The sequence below is a fragment of the Pseudomonas syringae group sp. J248-6 genome, from assembly GCF_032586995.1.
Classification (GTDB): Bacteria; Pseudomonadota; Gammaproteobacteria; order Pseudomonadales; family Pseudomonadaceae; genus Aquipseudomonas; species Aquipseudomonas amygdali.
This window is the reverse complement of record NZ_JAWHOP010000008.1, coordinates 86,452-104,756: the sequence shown is the minus strand read 5'-3', so window position 1 is coordinate 104,756 and position 18,305 is coordinate 86,452. Positions and strand designations below refer to the sequence as shown.

At 58.4% G+C, this 18,305-nt stretch carries 20 protein-coding genes; 15 read left to right on the top strand and 5 right to left on the bottom strand.

Going from position 1 to position 18,305, the window contains the following annotated elements; translation table 11 throughout:
* The first annotated feature begins 72 nt into the window (after positions 1 to 72).
* Positions 73 to 531, top strand: a complete 459-nt coding sequence (locus RYC17_RS12935; RefSeq protein WP_122280561.1) for a hypothetical protein — start codon at positions 73 to 75, stop codon at positions 529 to 531.
* Between the two features lies 1 nt (position 532).
* On the opposite strand, the gene RYC17_RS12930 is transcribed toward RYC17_RS12935, so the two are convergent.
* A complete protein-coding gene (locus RYC17_RS12930; protein ID WP_316903282.1) occupies positions 533 to 1,222 on the bottom strand; it encodes an alpha/beta family hydrolase in 690 nt (229 codons plus the stop codon).
* 670 nt (positions 1,223 to 1,892) lie between these two features.
* On the opposite strand from RYC17_RS12930, the gene ccoN reads away from it, so the two are divergent.
* The 4 genes from ccoN to ccoP are packed head-to-tail and all read left to right on the top strand — an operon-like array spanning position 1,893 to position 5,114.
* Positions 1,893 to 3,335: a cytochrome-c oxidase, cbb3-type subunit I gene (gene ccoN / locus RYC17_RS12925; protein ID WP_058409186.1), complete on the top strand. Its 1,443-nt coding sequence runs from the start codon at positions 1,893 to 1,895 to the stop codon at positions 3,333 to 3,335.
* Entirely contained in the window at positions 3,335 to 3,943 is a 609-nt protein-coding gene (gene ccoO / locus RYC17_RS12920) for a cytochrome-c oxidase, cbb3-type subunit II (RefSeq protein ID WP_316903279.1), read from the top strand. The genes ccoN and ccoO overlap by 1 nt, the downstream gene beginning before the upstream one ends.
* A gap of 5 nt (positions 3,944 to 3,948) precedes the next feature.
* Complete coding sequence (locus tag RYC17_RS12915) at positions 3,949 to 4,140, top strand: CcoQ/FixQ family Cbb3-type cytochrome c oxidase assembly chaperone (RefSeq protein WP_005744598.1); 192 nt, start codon at positions 3,949 to 3,951, stop codon at positions 4,138 to 4,140.
* Complete coding sequence (gene ccoP, locus RYC17_RS12910; RefSeq protein ID WP_316903277.1) at positions 4,137 to 5,114, top strand: cytochrome-c oxidase, cbb3-type subunit III; 978 nt, start codon at positions 4,137 to 4,139, stop codon at positions 5,112 to 5,114. The genes RYC17_RS12915 and ccoP overlap by 4 nt, the downstream gene beginning before the upstream one ends.
* A gap of 71 nt (positions 5,115 to 5,185) precedes the next feature.
* Here the strand turns inward: ccoP and RYC17_RS12905 are convergent, their stop codons facing one another.
* Positions 5,186 to 6,865: a metallophosphoesterase gene (locus tag RYC17_RS12905; RefSeq protein WP_316903276.1), complete on the bottom strand. Its 1,680-nt coding sequence runs from the start codon at positions 6,863 to 6,865 to the stop codon at positions 5,186 to 5,188.
* Positions 6,866 to 7,338: 473 nt separating this feature from the next.
* On the opposite strand from RYC17_RS12905, the gene RYC17_RS12900 reads away from it, so the two are divergent.
* The 8 genes from RYC17_RS12900 (at position 7,339) to hemN (ending at position 14,880) form a co-directional block, all read left to right on the top strand.
* Complete coding sequence (locus RYC17_RS12900; RefSeq protein ID WP_058402114.1) at positions 7,339 to 7,590, top strand: type II toxin-antitoxin system Phd/YefM family antitoxin; 252 nt, start codon at positions 7,339 to 7,341, stop codon at positions 7,588 to 7,590.
* Positions 7,590 to 8,042, top strand: coding sequence for a type II toxin-antitoxin system VapC family toxin (locus RYC17_RS12895; RefSeq protein ID WP_316903274.1), 453 nt, complete (start codon positions 7,590 to 7,592; stop codon positions 8,040 to 8,042). Before RYC17_RS12900 ends, RYC17_RS12895 begins: the two co-directional genes overlap by 1 nt.
* Before the next feature lie 64 nt (positions 8,043 to 8,106).
* A complete protein-coding gene (ccoG, locus tag RYC17_RS12890; RefSeq protein WP_122258532.1) occupies positions 8,107 to 9,519 on the top strand; it encodes a cytochrome c oxidase accessory protein CcoG in 1,413 nt (470 codons plus the stop codon).
* 10 nt (positions 9,520 to 9,529) lie between these two features.
* On the top strand, positions 9,530 to 10,066 hold the full coding sequence (locus RYC17_RS12885; RefSeq protein ID WP_058402111.1) for a FixH family protein: 537 nt from the start codon (positions 9,530 to 9,532) through the stop codon (positions 10,064 to 10,066).
* 2 nt (positions 10,067 to 10,068) lie between these two features.
* Positions 10,069 to 12,543, top strand: coding sequence for a heavy metal translocating P-type ATPase (locus tag RYC17_RS12880; RefSeq protein WP_058402110.1), 2,475 nt, complete (start codon positions 10,069 to 10,071; stop codon positions 12,541 to 12,543).
* Positions 12,522 to 12,725: a cbb3-type cytochrome oxidase assembly protein CcoS gene (gene ccoS / locus RYC17_RS12875; protein WP_058402109.1), complete on the top strand. Its 204-nt coding sequence runs from the start codon at positions 12,522 to 12,524 to the stop codon at positions 12,723 to 12,725. The genes RYC17_RS12880 and ccoS overlap by 22 nt, the downstream gene beginning before the upstream one ends.
* Entirely contained in the window at positions 12,718 to 13,401 is a 684-nt protein-coding gene (locus RYC17_RS12870) for a sulfite exporter TauE/SafE family protein (protein WP_316903270.1), read from the top strand. Before ccoS ends, RYC17_RS12870 begins: the two co-directional genes overlap by 8 nt.
* 96 nt (positions 13,402 to 13,497) lie before the next feature.
* A complete protein-coding gene (gene hemN, locus RYC17_RS12865; protein WP_219169633.1) occupies positions 13,498 to 14,880 on the top strand; it encodes an oxygen-independent coproporphyrinogen III oxidase in 1,383 nt (460 codons plus the stop codon).
* A gap of 14 nt (positions 14,881 to 14,894) precedes the next feature.
* On the opposite strand, the gene RYC17_RS12860 is transcribed toward hemN, so the two are convergent.
* Entirely contained in the window at positions 14,895 to 15,365 is a 471-nt protein-coding gene (locus RYC17_RS12860; protein ID WP_058402106.1) for a hypothetical protein, read from the bottom strand.
* 152 nt (positions 15,366 to 15,517) lie between these two features.
* Here RYC17_RS12860 and fnr point away from each other — a divergent pair, with 152 nt between their 5' ends.
* Together fnr and RYC17_RS12850 are read left to right on the top strand one after the other, a co-directional pair.
* On the top strand, positions 15,518 to 16,252 hold the full coding sequence (gene fnr / locus RYC17_RS12855) for a fumarate/nitrate reduction transcriptional regulator Fnr (protein WP_005744587.1): 735 nt from the start codon (positions 15,518 to 15,520) through the stop codon (positions 16,250 to 16,252).
* A gap of 61 nt (positions 16,253 to 16,313) precedes the next feature.
* The gene (locus tag RYC17_RS12850) at positions 16,314 to 16,862 is read left to right on the top strand and encodes an adenine phosphoribosyltransferase (RefSeq protein WP_122280570.1); all 549 of its coding nucleotides are present in this window, start codon (positions 16,314 to 16,316) and stop codon (positions 16,860 to 16,862) included.
* Between the two features lie 524 nt (positions 16,863 to 17,386).
* Here the strand turns inward: RYC17_RS12850 and RYC17_RS12845 are convergent.
* Together RYC17_RS12845 and RYC17_RS12840 are read right to left on the bottom strand one after the other, a co-directional pair.
* Entirely contained in the window at positions 17,387 to 17,788 is a 402-nt protein-coding gene (locus RYC17_RS12845; protein ID WP_004644274.1) for a DUF2802 domain-containing protein, read from the bottom strand.
* Positions 17,789 to 18,268 (bottom strand): chemotaxis protein CheW, encoded by a 480-nt coding sequence (locus tag RYC17_RS12840; protein WP_003370201.1) that lies wholly within the window; start codon positions 18,266 to 18,268, stop codon positions 17,789 to 17,791.
* Positions 18,269 to 18,305: the final 37 nt, after the last annotated feature.

Here is an 18,305-nt window from a genome sequence, read left to right as displayed (position 1 = left end):
TAATCATTAAACAGGGCGTTACCCGAGAGGGCAACGCCCTGCTTCTATTCATACGTTCTACAGAGTCAGGCCATGCACCACACCACATCCCCAGCCAAACGCTTTGTTCGTCCCGCGTCGTGTGAAGGCAGCTTTCAGGCCTGCGTCAATAAGCGACCGTTCAAGGTGCTTGCCCTGGCGGGCCAGTTGACCTTGCGGGCAGAGCTGGAGCAGGCACCCGAGCAGTGGGTATGGAAGCTGATCGTCGACGGCAAGGTGGGCACAAAGCGAACGACTATCGGGCTGTTTCTGGACAGCAACCTGAAACCCGGTGATCACGATCTGCCAGGCCATGCCCAGATCAAAGTGATTTACAGCGAGACGCAGCACCGGCAAAACACCCTCTATCATTCAGCACACTTTCAAAACGGCACCCTGAGCCTGTTTGAAGCCAATCCCTATACTCTGCGCCTGCGCGGACGCTTCAGTTTCAGCATGTCATCGATTAATTTCGAAGTGACCAACGGCTTTTTCGACGTACATTGCCGATAAATCAGGTGCGCAGAAAGCGGGCAATCACTTGCGCCGACTCGACCAGGCATTGTTCATGGCTGATACCTGCGACTTTTAATGGTTTGAGGTCGTGATTGGCGGTCGGCAACCAGTGCAGTTGAATGGAACTGGACAACGCATAACCCTCCACTGCTTCGCGATTACCCAACGCATCGCGCTCGCCCTGAACGATCAGAGCAGGTGTCTTCAATTCAGCCAGATGGGCCACGCGCGGTTTCTCCGGCTTGCCCACGGCATAGAACGGATACCCCAGGCAAACCAGCGCATCCGCCTCGATATCATCGGCAATCAGGCTGGCCATTCGCCCGCCCATCGACTTGCCGCCAACAGCCAGTCGCCCAGCCACAAAAGGCCTGACCAAGGCATAGACCTCTCGCCAGCATTCCAGCAATTGCGCCTGCGGATTGGGCGGACGCTTGCTGCCGCCGTGACGCCGCAGGGCCATGTAAGGAAACTCGAAGCGCAGGACGCTGACGCCTTGCGCAGCAATATCGGTGGCCATGTGGCTCATGAAATCGCTGTCCATCGGTGCGCCTGCGCCATGTGCCAGCAGCAAGGTGGGCGCCTCCTGCGGGTCTGCCCGCAGGGTGGGCGTCCATAACCAGCCTTTTTCGTTGATCAGTTGCAGCCATTGATCCTTGCCGATGCCGGGCTGTGGGCCTTTGCTCATGCTTGCCTCGTTCAGATGAGTCTCAGAGTAGCCCGCTACTATAACCGCGAAGCCTGCGTGAATCGCGCAAGCGCAGAGCGCGTGGACGCATCGACAGGGACGCCCTGCCGGACAGCCACCATTCAGGTCCGCCCGGTTAATCTGCCAAGGTGCACAAGGTAAAAGTACCAAGGCGATGAGCGCCCCAAACCTGACACCGCCGGGCGGTTTCATTGACGGTACTGGCCTCGCACAATTGCAACAGAACCGCTGAGTCGGTCGCCAGAGTCATATGCCTGCTCAGGCCAGTTTGCTGGGCTATGACAGATGCAGCCGCCGATTGAACATACGTGACAGTCTTTGCGCGAGTCCTGATCAACTCGTCTGTACGCGAAGGTCGCCACCGTTTTGCGCCAATCCAGCGGCAATGCGTGAACTCCGCACCCTGCAACGGGGTGCGGAATACTCGCTGACAATACAACGCAGATTATCCGCTCCGCGCTGCGGCTTCCCACACCCTTCTTTCAAAGCTAAACTCGCCGACACACGTCTGCTGCAACCATTTGACGCTGGCTAATGTGCCTGTCTGTTCCTGCCCCTGCCTTTTCGTGTGCTTCGATGCCATTTCCAGCGATGCATCGCCCGAGCCCGATTACGTCTGCGGTCAACATCTGAATCGTGGAAGTCTGTAATGAACACAACAACCAGTCCGACGACCTACAACTACACAGTGGTGCGCCAGTTTGCCATCATGACCGTGGTCTGGGGGGTGATCGGCATGAGCCTGGGCGTGTTCATTGCTTCGCAACTGGTCTGGCCAGGGCTTAACCTGGAACTTGAATGGACCACCTTCGGACGCCTGCGCCCGCTGCACACCAATCTGGTGATCTTTGCCTTCGGCGGCTGCGCGCTGTTCGCCACCTCTTATTACGTGGTGCAACGCACTTGCCAGACGCGGCTGATTTCCGATGGTCTGGCGGCCTTCACCTTCTGGGGCTGGCAAGCCGTAATTGTCGGCGCCATCGTGACGCTGCCCATGGGCTATACCACCACCAAGGAATATGCCGAACTTGAATGGCCGGTGGCGATTCTGCTGGCGATCGTCTGGGCCGCCTACGCTGCAGTGTTTTTCGGCACCATCGTCAAACGCCGGACCCGGCATATCTATGTCGCCAACTGGTTTTACGGCGCATTCATCGTGGTGACCGGCATGCTGCACATCGTCAACCACATCTCGCTGCCGGTCAGCCTGTTCAAATCCTATTCGGCCTACGCCGGAGCGACCGACGCGATGATTCAGTGGTGGTACGGGCACAATGCCGTAGGGTTTTTCCTGACCACCGGCTTTCTCGGCATGATGTATTACTTCGTGCCCAAACAGGCCGAGCGCCCGGTGTACTCCTATCGTTTGTCCATCGTGCACTTCTGGGCATTGATCACCCTGTATATCTGGGCCGGTCCGCACCATCTGCACTACACCGCCCTGCCAGACTGGGCGCAGTCGCTGGGCATGGTCATGTCGATCATTCTGCTGGTACCCAGCTGGGGCGGGATGATCAACGGCATGATGACGCTGTCGGGTGCATGGCATAAGTTGCGGACCGATTCGATACTGCGCTTTCTCGTGGTTTCGCTGGCGTTCTATGGCATGTCGACCTTTGAAGGCCCGATGATGGCAATCAAGACCGTCAACTCGCTGTCGCACTACACCGACTGGACCATCGGTCACGTGCATGCCGGGGCACTGGGCTGGGTGGCGATGATTACCATCGGGTCGGTTTATCACATGATTCCGAAACTCTACGCCCGTCCGCACATGCACAGCGTCAGCCTGATCAACACGCATTTCTGGCTCGCGACCGTGGGCACCGTGCTGTACATCACCTCGATGTGGGTCAATGGCATTACCCAGGGCTTGATGTGGCGTGCAGTGAACGACGACGGCACGCTGACTTATTCCTTCATCGAAACCATGCAAGCCAGTCACTCGGGCTACATCGTGCGGGCCATCGGCGGCGCCATCTTCACCAGCGGCATGCTGCTGATGGCCTACAACGTGATACGTACCGTGCGCGCCTCTGACCCGCAAGCGGCCGAGGCCGCTGCGCGCATTTCCGTCGTGGGAGCGCATTGATGAAACATCATGTGCTCGAAAAAAACATCGGCCTGCTGGCCTTCTTCATGGTCGTTGCCGTGAGCATCGGCGGGCTGACGCAGATCGTCCCGCTGTTTTTTCAGGATGTGACCAATCAACCGATCGAAGGCATGAAGCCACGCAGCGCGCTTGAAGTAGAAGGCCGTGATGTGTTCATCGCCAATGGTTGCGTAGGCTGCCACTCGCAGATGATCCGACCATTACGCGCCGAAACCGAACGCTACGGGCATTACTCGGTAGCAGGCGAAAGCGTCTGGGATCACCCTTTCCTGTGGGGCTCCAAACGCACCGGGCCGGACCTGGCACGGATCGGCGGTCGTTACTCGGACGAGTGGCACCGTGTACATCTGAATAACCCTCGGGACGTGGTCCCAACGTCGATCATGCCCGCCTATCCGTTTCTGGCCGAGAAAAAGATCGACAGCACGCAGACGGCGAAAAAGCTGCAAGTGCTGCGCACCCTTGGCACCCCGTACACCGACGCAGACATCGCCGGTGCGGCGGCGGCCGTGCAGGGCAAGACCGAAATGGACGCGCTGGTGGCCTATCTGCAAGGCCTCGGCACGCTCATCAAGAGCAAACGGTGAACATGATGGACATCGGAATGATTCGAGGCCTTGGCACACTGGTCGTGATGGTGGCGTTCATCGGCCTGATGCTGTGGGTGTTCAGCCCTGCCCGCAAGGCACACTTCGACGATGCGACCCTGTTGCCTTTCGCGGATGACCCCGAGGCCATCGGCAAGGTCGAGCGCGCCAGAGCTGAACGGGAAGACCAACCATGAGTACGTTCTGGAGCCTGTACGTCGCGGTCCTGACGCTGGGCACAATCATCGCCATGCTCTGGCTGCTGCTGTCCACGCGCAAAGGTCAGCCCGACGAACCGACAGATGAAACCGTCGGCCATACGTTCGACGGTATCGAGGAGTACGACAACCCACTGCCCAGATGGTGGTTCTATCTATTCGTAGCGACCATCGTCTTTGCGCTGGGCTATCTAGCCCTGTACCCGGGCCTGGGCAACTGGCAGGGTTTGCTGCCGGGTTACGACTATCGGGACAAGGACAGCAAGACGCAATTCTCCGACGGCAGGCAAGGCTGGAGCAGTGTCCACGAATGGGAACGGGAAGTGGCTGTTGCCGAAGCACGCTACGGCCCGCTGTTCGCCAAATACGCCGCCATGCCCGTCGAGGAGGTGGCCAAAGACCCGCAGGCGCTGAAAATCGGTGCTCGCCTGTTTGCCTCCAACTGCTCGGTCTGCCATGGCTCTGACGCGAAAGGCGCCTACGGCTTTCCCAATCTGACCGATGCCGACTGGCGTTGGGGCGGCGATGCCCAGGCGATCAAGACGTCGATCATGGCCGGGCGCATGGGCGTGATGCCCGCCCTAGGCGAAGTGCTGGGCGAACAGGGTGTGCGTGATGTATCGGCCTACGTGCTGACTCAACTGGACGCCCGGCAGTTGCCCGAAGGTGCCAAAGCTGACCCGGTCGCGGGACAGAAGACCTTCGCGACACTCTGCGCTGCCTGTCATGGGCCCGAAGGCAAGGGAATGCCGATTCTTGGCGCGCCAGACCTGACGCACCCCAACGCGTTTATCTACGGCTCCAGCTTCGCTCAGTTGCAGCAGACCATTCGTGATGGCCGCCAGGGCCAGATGCCCGCTCAGCAGGCACTGCAAGGCAATGACCGGGTTCACATTCTGGCTGCCTATGTTTACAGCCTGTCCCGCAAGGAGCAGCCTGCTGAAAAAGAGTGATACGGCTCTTACAGACAGTGCGCCTGGCGTCGTGACGGCCTGAAACCCTCACGACTGCCATTGCCGACACATCAAGGCTTGGAACCGCACTTCATCCTCATGCCGTTCAAAGCCGTATCGTCGTGGTACTTATCATCATCGTCCCCCTGATAGTCTTCGACGCGTGTTTCAAAACCGATAGCAACCATTCCGGCAGGACAGCGGTAAGTTTTTTTCCAAACGCCATAACTTGTGTCATAGGCTGCGGCTATGGACTGTCCCCCTTCACAAACAAACCTGACAGAGTCCACTGCTGTGTCGTCTCCGTCCCCTTGAGAGGGCTCCATTTTCAACTGAAATCCAACGATCGCCTGGTCGGCAGGGCACTTCCTGTATCCTGAAAAAGTCCCCCATCCTCCTTCTTTGCTTCTCAGGCCGACATCATCGTGGCAGTACATAACGATCGCATTGACGGCCGTATCGTCATCGTCGCCCTGCCATTTTTCCCCCTTTACATCAAAAGCGTTTATGTACAGTCCACTTGGACACAGTGCCGATGGCCCCCAGGTCCCCCAACTCCCCGCATTGTCATATTCGTCGGTTGGTGGAGTTTTAACTGATTGTTTGAGAGGAAACACACCCAGATGTTGCGCGGTCTCGGGCGTATTATTTCTAACGAGCCAGACGGAAATTTTTCTCGAGCTCTCATCAATATCGGTGATGAGAAAAGTCTCTTCAGTTGCCGAACCACTCAGAAAAACAGGCACCCCTTCATAGGGACTTGGATATATTCCGGCAGCGGTGTGAAAGTGACCTGCAAAAATGGCTGAGACATCATACTCCTTTAACAGGTTACGAAATTTAGTGAGGATAGCTTGAGTACGTGGATCGGATGTCCGGGTCCATTCCTCTGCGTCATGCATACCAATAATGACAAATTTTCCATTATCCCTTGCATGAATCAGCTGATTCTCCAGCCAGCCATTCTCAACGGGTGACAAAATATCAAACTCATTTGTTGTCCATACACCTCCAGAATAAAACCACCTTATATACGAAGGGTCCAAATTCAGCTGAATGTACCGCACACCTCCAAAATCCTTAAAGTACGCAAAGCTTCCTGAATACTTTTTGGTGGTATGAATAACTCCGCTTTCATTAACGCTATAATCCATCCGATTACCGCCCATCCGGCCTACAAGGTCCTCCATATTGTCTCGGGCGCAGCCATTATTTCCACAGCCGTCTATATTGTTCTTGTAATCATGATTACCCAGTCCAAAATACCAATTCGTCGACAATATTGAATCCAGTGTCCCGTACAAAAATGCCCTTTCATTGTCATGGCCAAACGCCGTCATGTCTCCGTTTATGATGACCGGGTTATTGCCGGTCCCGCCCATGGCTCCGGCACGCCATTTTTGTATCGCAGAATATTGATTTCTGATGAGGTCTTCAGTACTAACCTCGTTAACCGAGGAGCGGGATTGCAGTAGGACGTCCTGCGATTGCTGGTGCGGCAAAGTGCCCAGACTGTCCTCTATATTTTTTTTATCCTTTGACCAAGGGTATTGAGGGTCAGAAGCAAATATAATATGCCTTATTATGCCCTTAGGCCCGACCGCGCTCGCCATAGCGTCTGGGCTTTCATTTTTCACATCACTAACGCACCCGCACATTAATAACAATGTGCTGAACAACGCACAAGGAAAAAGCCTGTAGCTAGACATATCAAAACCCTCATGAAAACTAAAACCCCAGAACCAAAACACGGACAGAGAGCGTTACTCAGAGCATTTCGGCTGTACTCATTATTACAAACATCTGCTGAAACTCTACTATCAGAACTGATAGGTCGGCTATTAGATACCGATGGCAGTTCTTTGAGTGACAAACGGCACAGCGTTTAATAAGTAGCCCAGTCATAGGGGCTGCTTATTACTCCACGCCTACGTGACGGGCTTCGGTAATAAATTTTGCATTTCTGCAATCTGAAATACCAAGAGAAGCTGGCGACGCGCACTGACGCGCATGCAGATAAGCACTGCATACGCCGTAGTCAGCAAAGCTGACCCATACGCTGCGTCAGGAACCACCAGACCCAGTGGATTTTTAGCATCGGGATACCAGGCAAGCAGTGCGCGGTAGTAATTTGCGTCACTGCACGCATTGTAGTTACATCTCTACACGCTTAGAATTGCTCATTATGACAACGATGTGTCTGCCCATTCCGGAGGTCGCTTTCATGACAACTACCCTCTCAAGCCGCGAATTCAACCAAGACACCAGCGGGGCCAAGAAGGCCGCGAATGAAGGCCCGGTGTTCATTACCGACCGAGGCCGCCCTGCCCATGTGCTGCTTTCGATCGAGGCGTACCTGCAACTGACCGGCAGTGCAGCGAGCATCGCTGACCTGTTGATCATGCCGGCGCACCTCGATATCGAATTCGAGCCGCAACGGGCTGTCATCTCGACTCGACCGGTTGACCTGTCCTGATGTTCCTGCTCGACACCGACGTGGTGTCCGAACTCAGAAAACGCAACGCCGATACGAACGTGCTCCGCTGGTCGCGAACACAGATGGCCTCCAGCCTTTTCATCTCGTCCATCACGATTCTTGAGCTCGAAACAGGTATCCTGCGTATCGAACGCCGCGACCCGGCACAGGGCACAGCATTGCGAATGTGGCTTGAGCAGCATGTATTGAAAGCGTTCGCCGGGCGTATCCTGACAGTCGACACTCAGGTCGCAAGGCGCTGCGCCCAACTGCATGTCCCCGACCCGCGCAGCGAATGCGATGCGTTGATCGCGGCTACTGCGCTGGTGCATGGCATGACCGTGGTCACACGCAACACAATCGACTTTCAGTCATGCGGCGTCGCGCTGCTCAACCCTTGGGTCAGCCAGTTGAATGAAGAAGCGGCCGTTTATTCACGTGCGTCACGTTGAACGCGGATGTAAACCTGCCTGACCTGTATCGGCCCGGGCTACTCCACCGCCGCTGGACCCATCAATGAGCAACCAGATTCCAGTACACGACATCACACCGCCATCCGAAAAAAGCGGCGAATTCATCGACCTCTATGCCTCGCGCGCGAAAATCCACACCCGCGCGTTCAAAGGTCTGTTTCGCAATGTGCGCATGCTGGGCGGTGCCGTGTTGCTGCTGATCTTTTTCGGCACGGTCTGGCTCAATAAAGGTGGGCACCAGGCGGTCTGGTGGGATCTGCCACAACGCAAGTTCTACATCTTCGGCGCGACGTTCTGGCCGCAGGATTTCATCCTGTTGTCCGGCATTCTGATCGTTGCAGCCTTCGGGCTGTTCTTCATCACGGTCTATGCCGGACGGGTATGGTGCGGCTACACCTGCCCGCAAAGCGTCTGGACCTGGATGTTCATGTGGTGCGAGAAAGTCACCGAGGGCGACCGCAACCAGCGCATCAGGCTTGACCATGCCCCGATGAGCACCGGCAAACTGGCGCGCAAGCTCGCCAAGCACAGCCTGTGGCTGCTGATCGGCTTTGCCACGGGCATGACCTTCGTGGGTTACTTCTCTCCCATTCGCGACTTGTGCATTGATCTGTTCACGGGCGAAGCGGATGGCTGGGCGTATTTCTGGGTCGGCTTCTTCACCCTGGCCACTTACCTCAATGCAGGCTGGCTACGCGAGCAGGTGTGCATCTATATGTGCCCCTACGCGCGGTTCCAGAGCGTGATGTTCGACAAGGACACGCTGATCATCTCCTACGACCCGAATCGTGGCGAAACCCGCGGGGCGCGTAAAAAGGAAGCCGATCACCGTGCTCAGGGCCTGGGCGACTGCATCGACTGCACGATGTGCGTTCAGGTCTGCCCGACCGGCATCGACATTCGCGACGGCCTGCAGGTCGAATGCATCGGCTGCGCGGCCTGTGTCGATGCCTGCGATACAGTCATGGACAAGATGGATTACCCTCGCGGACTGATTCGCTACACCACCGAGCACAATCTTTCCGGGCAGCGCACCCGCACCTTGCGCCCACGCCTGATCGGTTATGCACTGGTCCTGCTGCTGATGATCGGGCTACTGACCACAGCCTTCTGCATGCGCACCCTGGTGGGTCTGGATGTCAGCAAGGACCGCATGCTGTTCCGGGAAAACGCCGAAGGCCGTATCGAAAACGTCTACACCGTGAAAGTGATGAACAAGGATCAGGTGGATCATGACTATGTGCTGGAGGCCAGCGGCCTGCCCGACCTGAAACTGCAGGGGCGCAGGGAAATCAGCGTCCCGGCAGGCGAGATCGTCAGCCTGCCGGTGGAGCTGTCCAGCGCGCCGGAAAAACTCCCGGCACACAGCAACGAAGTCACCTTTACCCTCAAGGACATCGACAGCGACACGCATGTCGACACCAAAAGCCGTTTCATCGGCCCACCTCTTCGTTAAGAGCACCGTCATGCCCGTTGCGACTGCTGCAAGCCCTTGGTACAGGCACCTCTGGCCATGGATCATCATCGCCATTCTGACCTGCTCGGTGACGTTGAGCCTGTCGATGGTGTTCATCGCAGTGAGCAACCCTGACCCGCTGGTCACCGATAACTACTACGAGGCCGGCAAAGGCATCAATCGCTCGCTGAATAGGGAAATGCTTGCGCAAAACCTCAAACTGCACGCCCGTGTACATCTGGACGAGTTGACCGGCGAAGTCGAGCTGCGCCTGAGCGGCAACAGCAACCCGGAGCGTCTGGAGTTGAACCTCATTTCCCCGACGCGCCCCGACAGTGATCGCCGCGTGTTCCTGACCCGCAGTCCGTCCGAACCGGGCCGTTACATCGGGCAGTTGCAGGACCGGGTCGAGGGTCGGCGCTTTGTGGAGCTGCTGGGTGTCGAAGGCGACCAGACCTGGCGTCTGTTCGAAGAAGAACAGGTCGGCGCTGCTGACCTGACCCTGGGCGACGAACCCCTGCAAGCCGCACAACGCCGGAAAGACTGAACATGGCGACGTTGCCCCCTGCCACTCCAATGCGCTGTTACCACTGCGGCCTGCCCGTTCCAGCCGGTGGCCATTTCACGGCGGTTGTGCTCGGTGAGTCCCGAGAGCTTTGCTGCCCCGGCTGTCAGGCGGTGGCCGAGACCATCGTCGCCAGCGGTCTGGAAAGCTACTACCGCCATCGCAGCGAGGCCTCGGCCAACCCGGAAAGCCTGCCCACGCAATTGATCGATGAGCTGGCACTCTACGACCGCCCTGAAGTACAGGCACCGTTCGTGCGCCACGACGGCGATTTGTCAGAAGCCACTTTGCTTGTCGAGGGCATCAGTTGCGCAGCCTGCGGCTGGTTGATCGAAAAACGCCTGAGCCGCTTGCCCGCAGTGGCCGAAGCGCGCATGAACCTCTCCACCCATCGCCTGCACGTACGCTGGCGCGGCGACCAGCTTGCCCTCAGTCAGTTGCTGAGCGAACTGCACGCAATTGGTTATGTCGCTCACCCCTGGCAGGCCGATCGCGCCGCCGAGCGTCTGGCAATTGAAAACCGGCTGGCGTTACGGCAACTGGGCGTCGCCGGCCTGCTGTGGTTTCAGGCAATGATGGCAACCATGGCGACATGGCCGGAGTTCAACATCGACCTCAGCCCGCAGATGCACACTATCCTGCGCTGGGTGGCGCTGTTTCTGACCACTCCGATCGTGTTCTACAGTTGCGCACCGTTCTTCCGCGGCGCATTACGCGACCTGCGCAGCCGTCAACTGACGATGGACGTCTCGGTGTCGCTGGCAATAGGCGCGGCGTATGTCGCCGGCATCTGGACTGCGGTCACCGGCGCTGGCGAATTGTATTTCGATGCGGTGGGCATGTTTGCATTGTTCCTGCTGGCCGGACGCTACCTGGAGCGCCGCGCCCGCGAGCGCACGGCGGCAGCCACGGCGCAACTGGTCAACCTGCTGCCCGCCTCATGCCTGCGCCTTGGTGACGATGGCCAGAGCCAGCGCATCATGCTCAGCGAGCTGCGTTTGACTGATCGTGTATTAGTGCGCCCCGGTGCGGTGATACCGGCTGACGGCAGGATCCTCGAAGGTTATTCCAGCATCGATGAGTCCCTGCTGACCGGCGAGTACCTGCCACAAACGCGCGGCGCGGGCGATGCGGTCACCGCAGGAACGTTGAATGTCGAGAGTCCGCTGACCATTGCCGTGTCGGCGCTGGGTCAGGAAACCCGTCTTTCGGCCATTGTCCGCCTGCTCGAACGCGCCCAGGCGCAGAAGCCCCGTCTCGCGCAAATCGCCGACCGGGCGGCACAGACCTTTCTGCTGTTTTCGCTGATGGCGGCGGCACTGATCGGTGTTGTCTGGTGGCAAATCGACGCATCCCGCGCGTTCTGGATTGTCCTGGCAATGCTCGTTGCCACCTGCCCCTGCGCGCTGTCGTTGGCGACACCGACCGCGCTGACAGCGGCCACCGGCACGCTGCACAAGCTTGGTCTGTTGCTGACCCGAGGTCATGTGCTGGAGGGCCTGAATCAGATTGACACAGTCATCTTCGACAAGACCGGCACCCTGACCGAGGGACGTCTGGCGCTGCGCAGCATTCACCCGCTACGCGAACTGGACGCCAACCGCTGCCTGGAGCTGGCGGCTGCATTGGAAAACCGTTCCGAGCACCCCATTGCCCGCGCCTTTGGTCGAGCGTCAAGGGCTGCCGAAGAGGTGCGCAGCACTCCAGGACTGGGGCTGGAAGGATGGGTTGACGGGAAACTGCTGCGCATCGGCCAGGCGGCGTTTGTCTGTGCGCCGAGCGGCACTGAAGCGCCGGTGATCACCGATGAGTCCGGCCAGTGGCTATTGCTGGGCGATGCGCAAGGGCCGCTGGCCTGGCTGGTACTCGACGATCAACTGCGCGACGATGCCAGCACCTTGTTACAGACCTGCAAGGCGCGAGGCTGGAAAACGCTGCTGCTGTCCGGAGACAGCTCGCCGATGGTCGCCAGTGTCGCGCAGGCGCTGGGGATAGACGAAGCGCGTGGCGGCATGCGCCCGGACGACAAGCTGGAGGTGCTGCGACAACTTCAGGCCCAAGGACGCAAAGTGCTGATGATCGGTGACGGGGTGAATGACGTCCCGGTCATGGCCGCTGCCGACATCAGTGTGGCAATGGGCTCGGCCACCGACCTTGCAAAAACCAGCGCTGACGCCGTGCTGCTGTGCAACCGTTTGCCGGTGCTGATCGACGCACTGAATCTGGCCCGACGCACGCGCAGGGTCATTATCGAAAATCTGCTCTGGGCCGGCCTGTACAATGGCCTCATGCTGCCATTCGCGGCACTGGGCTGGATCACCCCGGTGTGGGCGGCCATCGGCATGTCGCTCAGTTCATTGACCGTAGTGCTCAACGCCTTGCGCCTGACCCGTATGCCGCGCCGCGCCCTCACATCACAATCTGCCCCGGAGGTTTCATGCCCGCGCTTTACATCATGATCCCTGCTGCGCTGCTGCTGGTGGGTGTCGCGATCTACGTGTTCTTCTGGGCGGTGGACAGCGGCCAGTACGACGATATGGAAGGCCCGGCGCACAGCATATTGTTCGATGATCCGCCGCCGGTGGATCATGCCCGGTCAGAACCGCAACGGCCTGGCGCTGACGAGAAACACGATGTTTGAACTTGCTTCGATGCTGCTCTCGGCACTCATTCTCGGGCTGCTGGGCGGCGGCCATTGCCTGGGGATGTGTGGCGGCCTCATGGGAGCGCTGACACTGGCCATTCCCAAGGAACAGCGCACCCGTCGATTCCGGCTGCTGCTGGCCTATAACCTTGGGCGCATTCTCAGTTACACGGTTGCCGGCCTGGGTTCCGGGCTGGTCGGCTGGGCAGTCGCGCAAAGTCCGCTGGCAACGGGTCTGCGGGTCATCGCCGCAGTGTTGCTGATCGTGATGGGGCTGTATCTGGCTGGCTGGTGGAGCGGGCTGACGCATATCGAGCGCCTGGGCAGAGGCCTGTGGCGATACCTGCAACCGCTGGCCAGCCGCTTGCTGCCGGTGTCCAGCCTGCCCCGCGCCTTGTTGCTCGGCGCGCTGTGGGGCTGGCTGCCCTGCGGGCTGGTTTACAGCGCCCTGCTCTGGGCCGCCAGCCAGGGCAATCCTCTCCATAGCGCCTTGCTGATGCTGGCCTTCGGGCTGGGCACCTGGCCCGTTCTGCTGGCCACCGGACTTGCCGCCGAGCGCACCACTGTCCTGCTGCGCAAACGAGGTGTTCGCATGGCCGGAGGGTTGCTGGTAATCGTCTTTGGCCTCTGGACCTTGCCGGGGCCGCATCAGCATTGGCTGATGGGGCACTGAGGCCGGGCAGCTCACACCGCTTGATCCACGTCAACGCCCGCCCTTGAGCGTCTGCGTATGCTCGCGACATCGCCAGCCTGACCGGGAAACGTGCGCATGCTTGACGCCATTCGTTGGGATTCAGACCTGATCCATCGCTATGATGTAGCAGGACCGCGCTATACGTCCTATCCGACAGCAGTGCAACTTCACACACAAATAGGCGCATTTGACCTATTGCATGCTCTGCGGGAAAGCCGCAAGGCGTTGCGCCCGCTGTCGCTCTATGTGCATCTGCCCTTCTGCGCGAACATTTGTTACTACTGTGCCTGCAATAAGGTCATCACCAAGGACCGCGGACGCGCGCAGGCTTACCTGCAGCGGCTCGAACACGAAATACAGATGCTCGCCTGCCACCTGGCACCCGGTCAGGTAGTGGAGCAACTGCACCTGGGCGGCGGCACGCCGACCTTCCTGAGTCATGCTGAACTGCGTCGGTTGATGGCGCAGCTGCGCGCGCATTTCAATTTGCTGGAAGATGACTCCGGCGACTATGGCATCGAGATTGACCCTCGCGAAGCGGACTGGTCGACCATGGGCCTGCTGCGCGAGCTGGGTTTCAACCGGGTCAGCCTTGGCGTGCAGGACCTGGACCCGACCGTGCAACGGGCTATCAACCGCATGCAAAGCCTGGAGGAAACCCGCGCCATCGTCGAAGCCGCCCGCACGCTGCAGTTTCGTTCTGTGAATATCGACCTGATCTACGGCCTTCCCAGACAAACCGCGCAAGCCTTCATCCGCACAGTGGATGAAATCATCGAATTACAGCCCGACCGGTTGTCTGTGTTCAACTACGCCCACCTGCCGGAACGCTTCATGCCGCAGCGACGCATCGACACGGCCGAACTGCCGGATGCCCGGAGCAAACTGCTCATGCTCGAGCGCACCGTCGAGCAACTGGGCAACGCCGGTTATCGCTACATCGGCATGGACCATTTCGCCCTGCCCGACGATGAGCTGGCGATCGCCCAGGAAGACCTGACCCTGCAACGCAATTTTCAGGGCTACACCACGCATGGTCACTGTGATCTGATCGGGCTGGGCGTCTCGGCCATCAGCCAGATTGGCGAGCTGTACAGTCAGAACAGCAGCGACCTGAGCGACTATCAAAGGCTGCTGGACAGCGACCAGCCAGCAACCAGACGAGGGCTGATGTGCAGCGATGACGACCGGATAAGACGCGCAGTCATTCAGCAGTTGATCTGCCACTTCATGCTGGATTTCGCCGAGATTGAAAAAGCATTCTCCATCGATTTCAGATGCTATTTCAGCGACGCATGGCCACAACTGCTTGGCATGGAGAAGGACGGGCTGATTGCGTTGAGCGATGCTGGGATTGAAGTCAGACCGGCAGGCCGGTTACTGGTGCGTGCTGTGTGCATGGTCTTCGATGCGTACCTGACCCGGCAGAACAGACAGCAGTTCTCGCGGGTGATATGACCAGCGGCCTGGTTCTACATTTTGGCCAGAACCAGCATGCCCGCCTTGATCTTGTCGGCGTCGCTGGAGTTCAGGCTATTCATCAGCGTCGACAAATCGGCCGTGGAATTGCTCACCTGCGCCTGCAATGTGGTGAGCACGGTCTGTAGCGCCGCGGCTTTGGTGCGGCGCTCCTCGGGACTCAGACTCGGGTCCTTCAGAGCCTTCTGGATCTGCTCCATGGTTTCCGCGATCCTGCGCTGAAGCTCGCGAATCGCCTTGAGGATCTTCTGCACCGAAGACGGCAGGCCGCTCTGCTCGATATCGGCGTTTCTGGAAGACGACGCAGCTGCGGCCTTGCCCGCTGACGACAGATTGACTTCTACACCCTTTGCCTCACCTGCAGGCGCCTCGACGCTGCTTTCGCTGGTCTGGCTGCTGTACGTAATCTGCGAGGTCGCAGTACGTATCGTAATACTGTTGATCAACGGAAGTGTCGTTGACATGCCAAGGCATCCTGGTTCATCCAAGGGAATACAGGCGTATCGGCAGCCGCTGCGGAACCTTGATGATGCAGAAGTCTTTGTAGGCTGGCCCCGACAAGCAAGGGTGAGTTACCCTTACGGCTTATGTGTGTTTTCCCACAAGGAATTAAGTGATGTCCGAGCCAGTAAAGTTGCGCGCTCAAAACCAGGCTCACTGCAAGGATTGCAGTCTCGCTCCACTCTGCCTGCCCCTCTCGTTGAATACGGAAGACATGGACTGCCTTGACCAGATCGTCAAACGGGGCCGTCCGCTGAAAAAAGGCGAATTCCTATTCCGCCAGGGAGATACCTTCGAGTCGGTCTACGCAGTACGTTCCGGTGCGCTGAAGACCTTCAACATCAGTGACAACGGCGAAGAACAACTCACCGGCTTTCATCTGCCCAGCGAGCTGGTCGGAATGTCAGGCATGGACGCCCAGGCTTATCCGGTCTCGGCGCAGGCACTGGAAACCACTTCAGTGTGCGAAATTCCATTTGAACGCCTGGACGAGCTGTCGGTGCAGTTGCCGCAGCTGCGTCGCCAGTTGATGCGCGTCATGAGCCGCGAGATCCGCGAAGATCAGCAAATGATGCTGTTGCTGTCGAAGAAAACCGCCGATGAGCGTATTGCCACGTTTCTGATCAATCTGTCTGCGCGCTTTCGAGCCAGAGGCTTCTCGGCCAATCAGTTTCGTCTGAGCATGTCGCGCAACGAAATCGGTAATCATCTGGGCCTGGCCGTCGAGACGGTGTCGCGAGTATTCACCCGGTTCCAGCAAAATCAGCTGATTGCTGCAGAAGGCAAAGAGATTCATATCCTTGCCCCGATCGAGCTGTGTGCGCTGGCGGGCGGCGCAATGCAAAGCTGAGACGTGCGATCTGTGGCGGGTCGGCTTAAACTATCGGCCAAACCTGCCATGGATCCCCCTGATGACTTTCGATCAATCGAACTTCAAGTCCCTGATACGCCCGGTCGTAGACTTCCCCAAACCGGGCGTGGTGTTTCGCGACATCACTCCCCTCTTCCAGTCGCCCAAGGCTACCCGTCAGGTAATCGACAGTTTCGTGCAGCGCTATATAGAGGCCGATTTCAGCCATATCGGCGTCATGGACGCGCGTGGTTTTCTGATTGGTTCGGTGGTTGCGTACCAACTGAACAAGCCGCTGGTGCTGTTTCGCAAACAAGGCAAATTGCCTGCCGACGTGCTCTCCGAGGCCTATCAGACCGAATACGGCGAAGCGTATCTGGAAGTGCATGCCGACAGTCTGTGCGAAGGTGACTCAGTCATCATGTTCGATGACCTGATCGCGACGGGAGGCACGCTGATCGCCGCCGCCAACCTCATCCGCCGCATGGGCGCCGAGGTACATGAAGCCGCTGCGATCATCGACCTGCCGGAACTGGGCGGCTCGCAACGCCTGCGCGATCTGAAGATCCCGACGTTCTGCCTGACCGAGTTTGCGCTGGACGAGCAGTAAGGGCGCAGGGACTGAGTTACAGGTTCCAAACTCTCCAGCGCTCACGGCTATCGTAAATGCGCTTTTTTATCGCGATGGCACTGACGACGCAGAGTGCGACGTTAGTGACGGCTGAGTCCTGGCGCTGATCCGGGGGTAGCCTGGCAGGACGCCAGGCTAGCCGCACCGGGCCATGGATGGCCCGTTGCGGCGACCCCCGGATCAGTGACAAGACGAAGGAACCCGACGAAGTCGGGCCGGAAACAGGAGCGAGGGGGTTTGGTTACTTTGGCCCGTCAAAGTAACTCGCCGAGGGGCGAAAAGGTGACCTGAGTCGAACCTCAATGCATCTGAAGTCGCAGAACCGCTGTGTGACGCAGAGCGTCACGAACTGCATTACCACGCGGAGCGTGGGAACGAGAATCATACTCAAAATCGGACGCAGAGCGTCCAGAGCGTCGCACGATAGTTGAGATTATCGTTGCAGTTCTGGACGCTCTGCGTCCGACCTTGAATGGGCAGCGCAGGCGTGTACCGAAGAGAAACTAGCTCGCAGTATTGCTGTGCAGTTTGGTCATCAGTTGCGCTTCAGCCTGGGTCAGGCCGCAGGACTGGGTCAGCTCATCGATGCTGGCACCCATGCCGACCAGGCGTGCAGCCTGGGCAAAGGACAGCGTGGAGGGATCGCGCTGTTCCAGTGCAGTGAGCTTGTCCGGCAACGGCGCAACAATGGCACGCAGCTCGTGTAACGCTTCGCCCATGCGCACCGTGCCGTTCTGGTAGTTGTCCAGGCGCCTGGCCAACTCCTTGATCCGCTGATCACGCAAGGCAGCCGCCTCATCACGCTCGGCGTCGAGCTTGCGCTGACGCCTGGTATGGGCCAGGAACATAAACAGGGTGACTACCCAGAGAATGCCCAGGAAGACGACAGCTACCTCAAAGATCAATCAGATGTTCTCCAGTTCGGACCACTCTTCTTCGGACATCATTTTGTCCAGTTCAACCAGAATCAACAGTTCGCCGTTCTTGTTGCAAACGCCCTGAATGAATTTGGCCGACTCATCGTTACCCACGTTTGGCGCGGTTTCGACTTCAGACTGACGCAAGTAAACCACTTCAGCCACGCTGTCGACCAGAATCCCGACCACTTGCTTGTCGGCTTCGATGATCACGATACGCGTATTGTCGCTGACTTCAACCGGAGCCAGGCCAAAGCGCTGACGGGTATCGATCACAGTGACAACGTTACCGCGCAGGTTGATGATGCCCAGTACGTAGCTTGGCGCACCCGGGACCGGGGCGATTTCAGTGTAGCGCAGCACTTCCTGCACCTGCATCACGTTGATGCCGTAGGACTCGTTGTCCAGGCGGAACGTAACCCATTGCAGGATAGGATCTTCGGAACCTTGTGCAGACGACTTATTCATAACCCCAACCCCTCACGTGTGTTCTTTGCAGGTGATG

Coding starts and splice junctions, on each gene's coding strand:
- RYC17_RS12885 (WP_058402111.1), top strand. CDS start 9,530: ATGCCCGTTGCGACTGCTGCAAGCCCTTGGTACAGGCACCTCTGGCCA.
- RYC17_RS12870 (WP_316903270.1), top strand. CDS start 12,718: ATGTTTGAACTTGCTTCGATGCTGCTCTCGGCACTCATTCTCGGGCTG.
- RYC17_RS12850 (WP_122280570.1), top strand. CDS start 16,314: ATGACTTTCGATCAATCGAACTTCAAGTCCCTGATACGCCCGGTCGTA.
- RYC17_RS12860 (WP_058402106.1), bottom strand. CDS start 15,365: ATGTCAACGACACTTCCGTTGATCAACAGTATTACGATACGTACTGCG.
- RYC17_RS12930 (WP_316903282.1), bottom strand. CDS start 1,222: ATGAGCAAAGGCCCACAGCCCGGCATCGGCAAGGATCAATGGCTGCAA.
- RYC17_RS12895 (WP_316903274.1), top strand. CDS start 7,590: ATGTTCCTGCTCGACACCGACGTGGTGTCCGAACTCAGAAAACGCAAC.
- RYC17_RS12935 (WP_122280561.1), top strand. CDS start 73: ATGCACCACACCACATCCCCAGCCAAACGCTTTGTTCGTCCCGCGTCG.
- ccoG (WP_122258532.1), top strand. CDS start 8,107: ATGAGCAACCAGATTCCAGTACACGACATCACACCGCCATCCGAAAAA.
- RYC17_RS12880 (WP_058402110.1), top strand. CDS start 10,069: ATGGCGACGTTGCCCCCTGCCACTCCAATGCGCTGTTACCACTGCGGC.
- RYC17_RS12915 (WP_005744598.1), top strand. CDS start 3,949: ATGGACATCGGAATGATTCGAGGCCTTGGCACACTGGTCGTGATGGTG.
- RYC17_RS12840 (WP_003370201.1), bottom strand. CDS start 18,268: ATGAATAAGTCGTCTGCACAAGGTTCCGAAGATCCTATCCTGCAATGG.
- ccoP (WP_316903277.1), top strand. CDS start 4,137: ATGAGTACGTTCTGGAGCCTGTACGTCGCGGTCCTGACGCTGGGCACA.
- ccoN (WP_058409186.1), top strand. CDS start 1,893: ATGAACACAACAACCAGTCCGACGACCTACAACTACACAGTGGTGCGC.
- hemN (WP_219169633.1), top strand. CDS start 13,498: ATGCTTGACGCCATTCGTTGGGATTCAGACCTGATCCATCGCTATGAT.
- fnr (WP_005744587.1), top strand. CDS start 15,518: ATGTCCGAGCCAGTAAAGTTGCGCGCTCAAAACCAGGCTCACTGCAAG.
- ccoS (WP_058402109.1), top strand. CDS start 12,522: ATGCCCGCGCTTTACATCATGATCCCTGCTGCGCTGCTGCTGGTGGGT.
- RYC17_RS12900 (WP_058402114.1), top strand. CDS start 7,339: ATGACAACTACCCTCTCAAGCCGCGAATTCAACCAAGACACCAGCGGG.
- ccoO (WP_316903279.1), top strand. CDS start 3,335: ATGAAACATCATGTGCTCGAAAAAAACATCGGCCTGCTGGCCTTCTTC.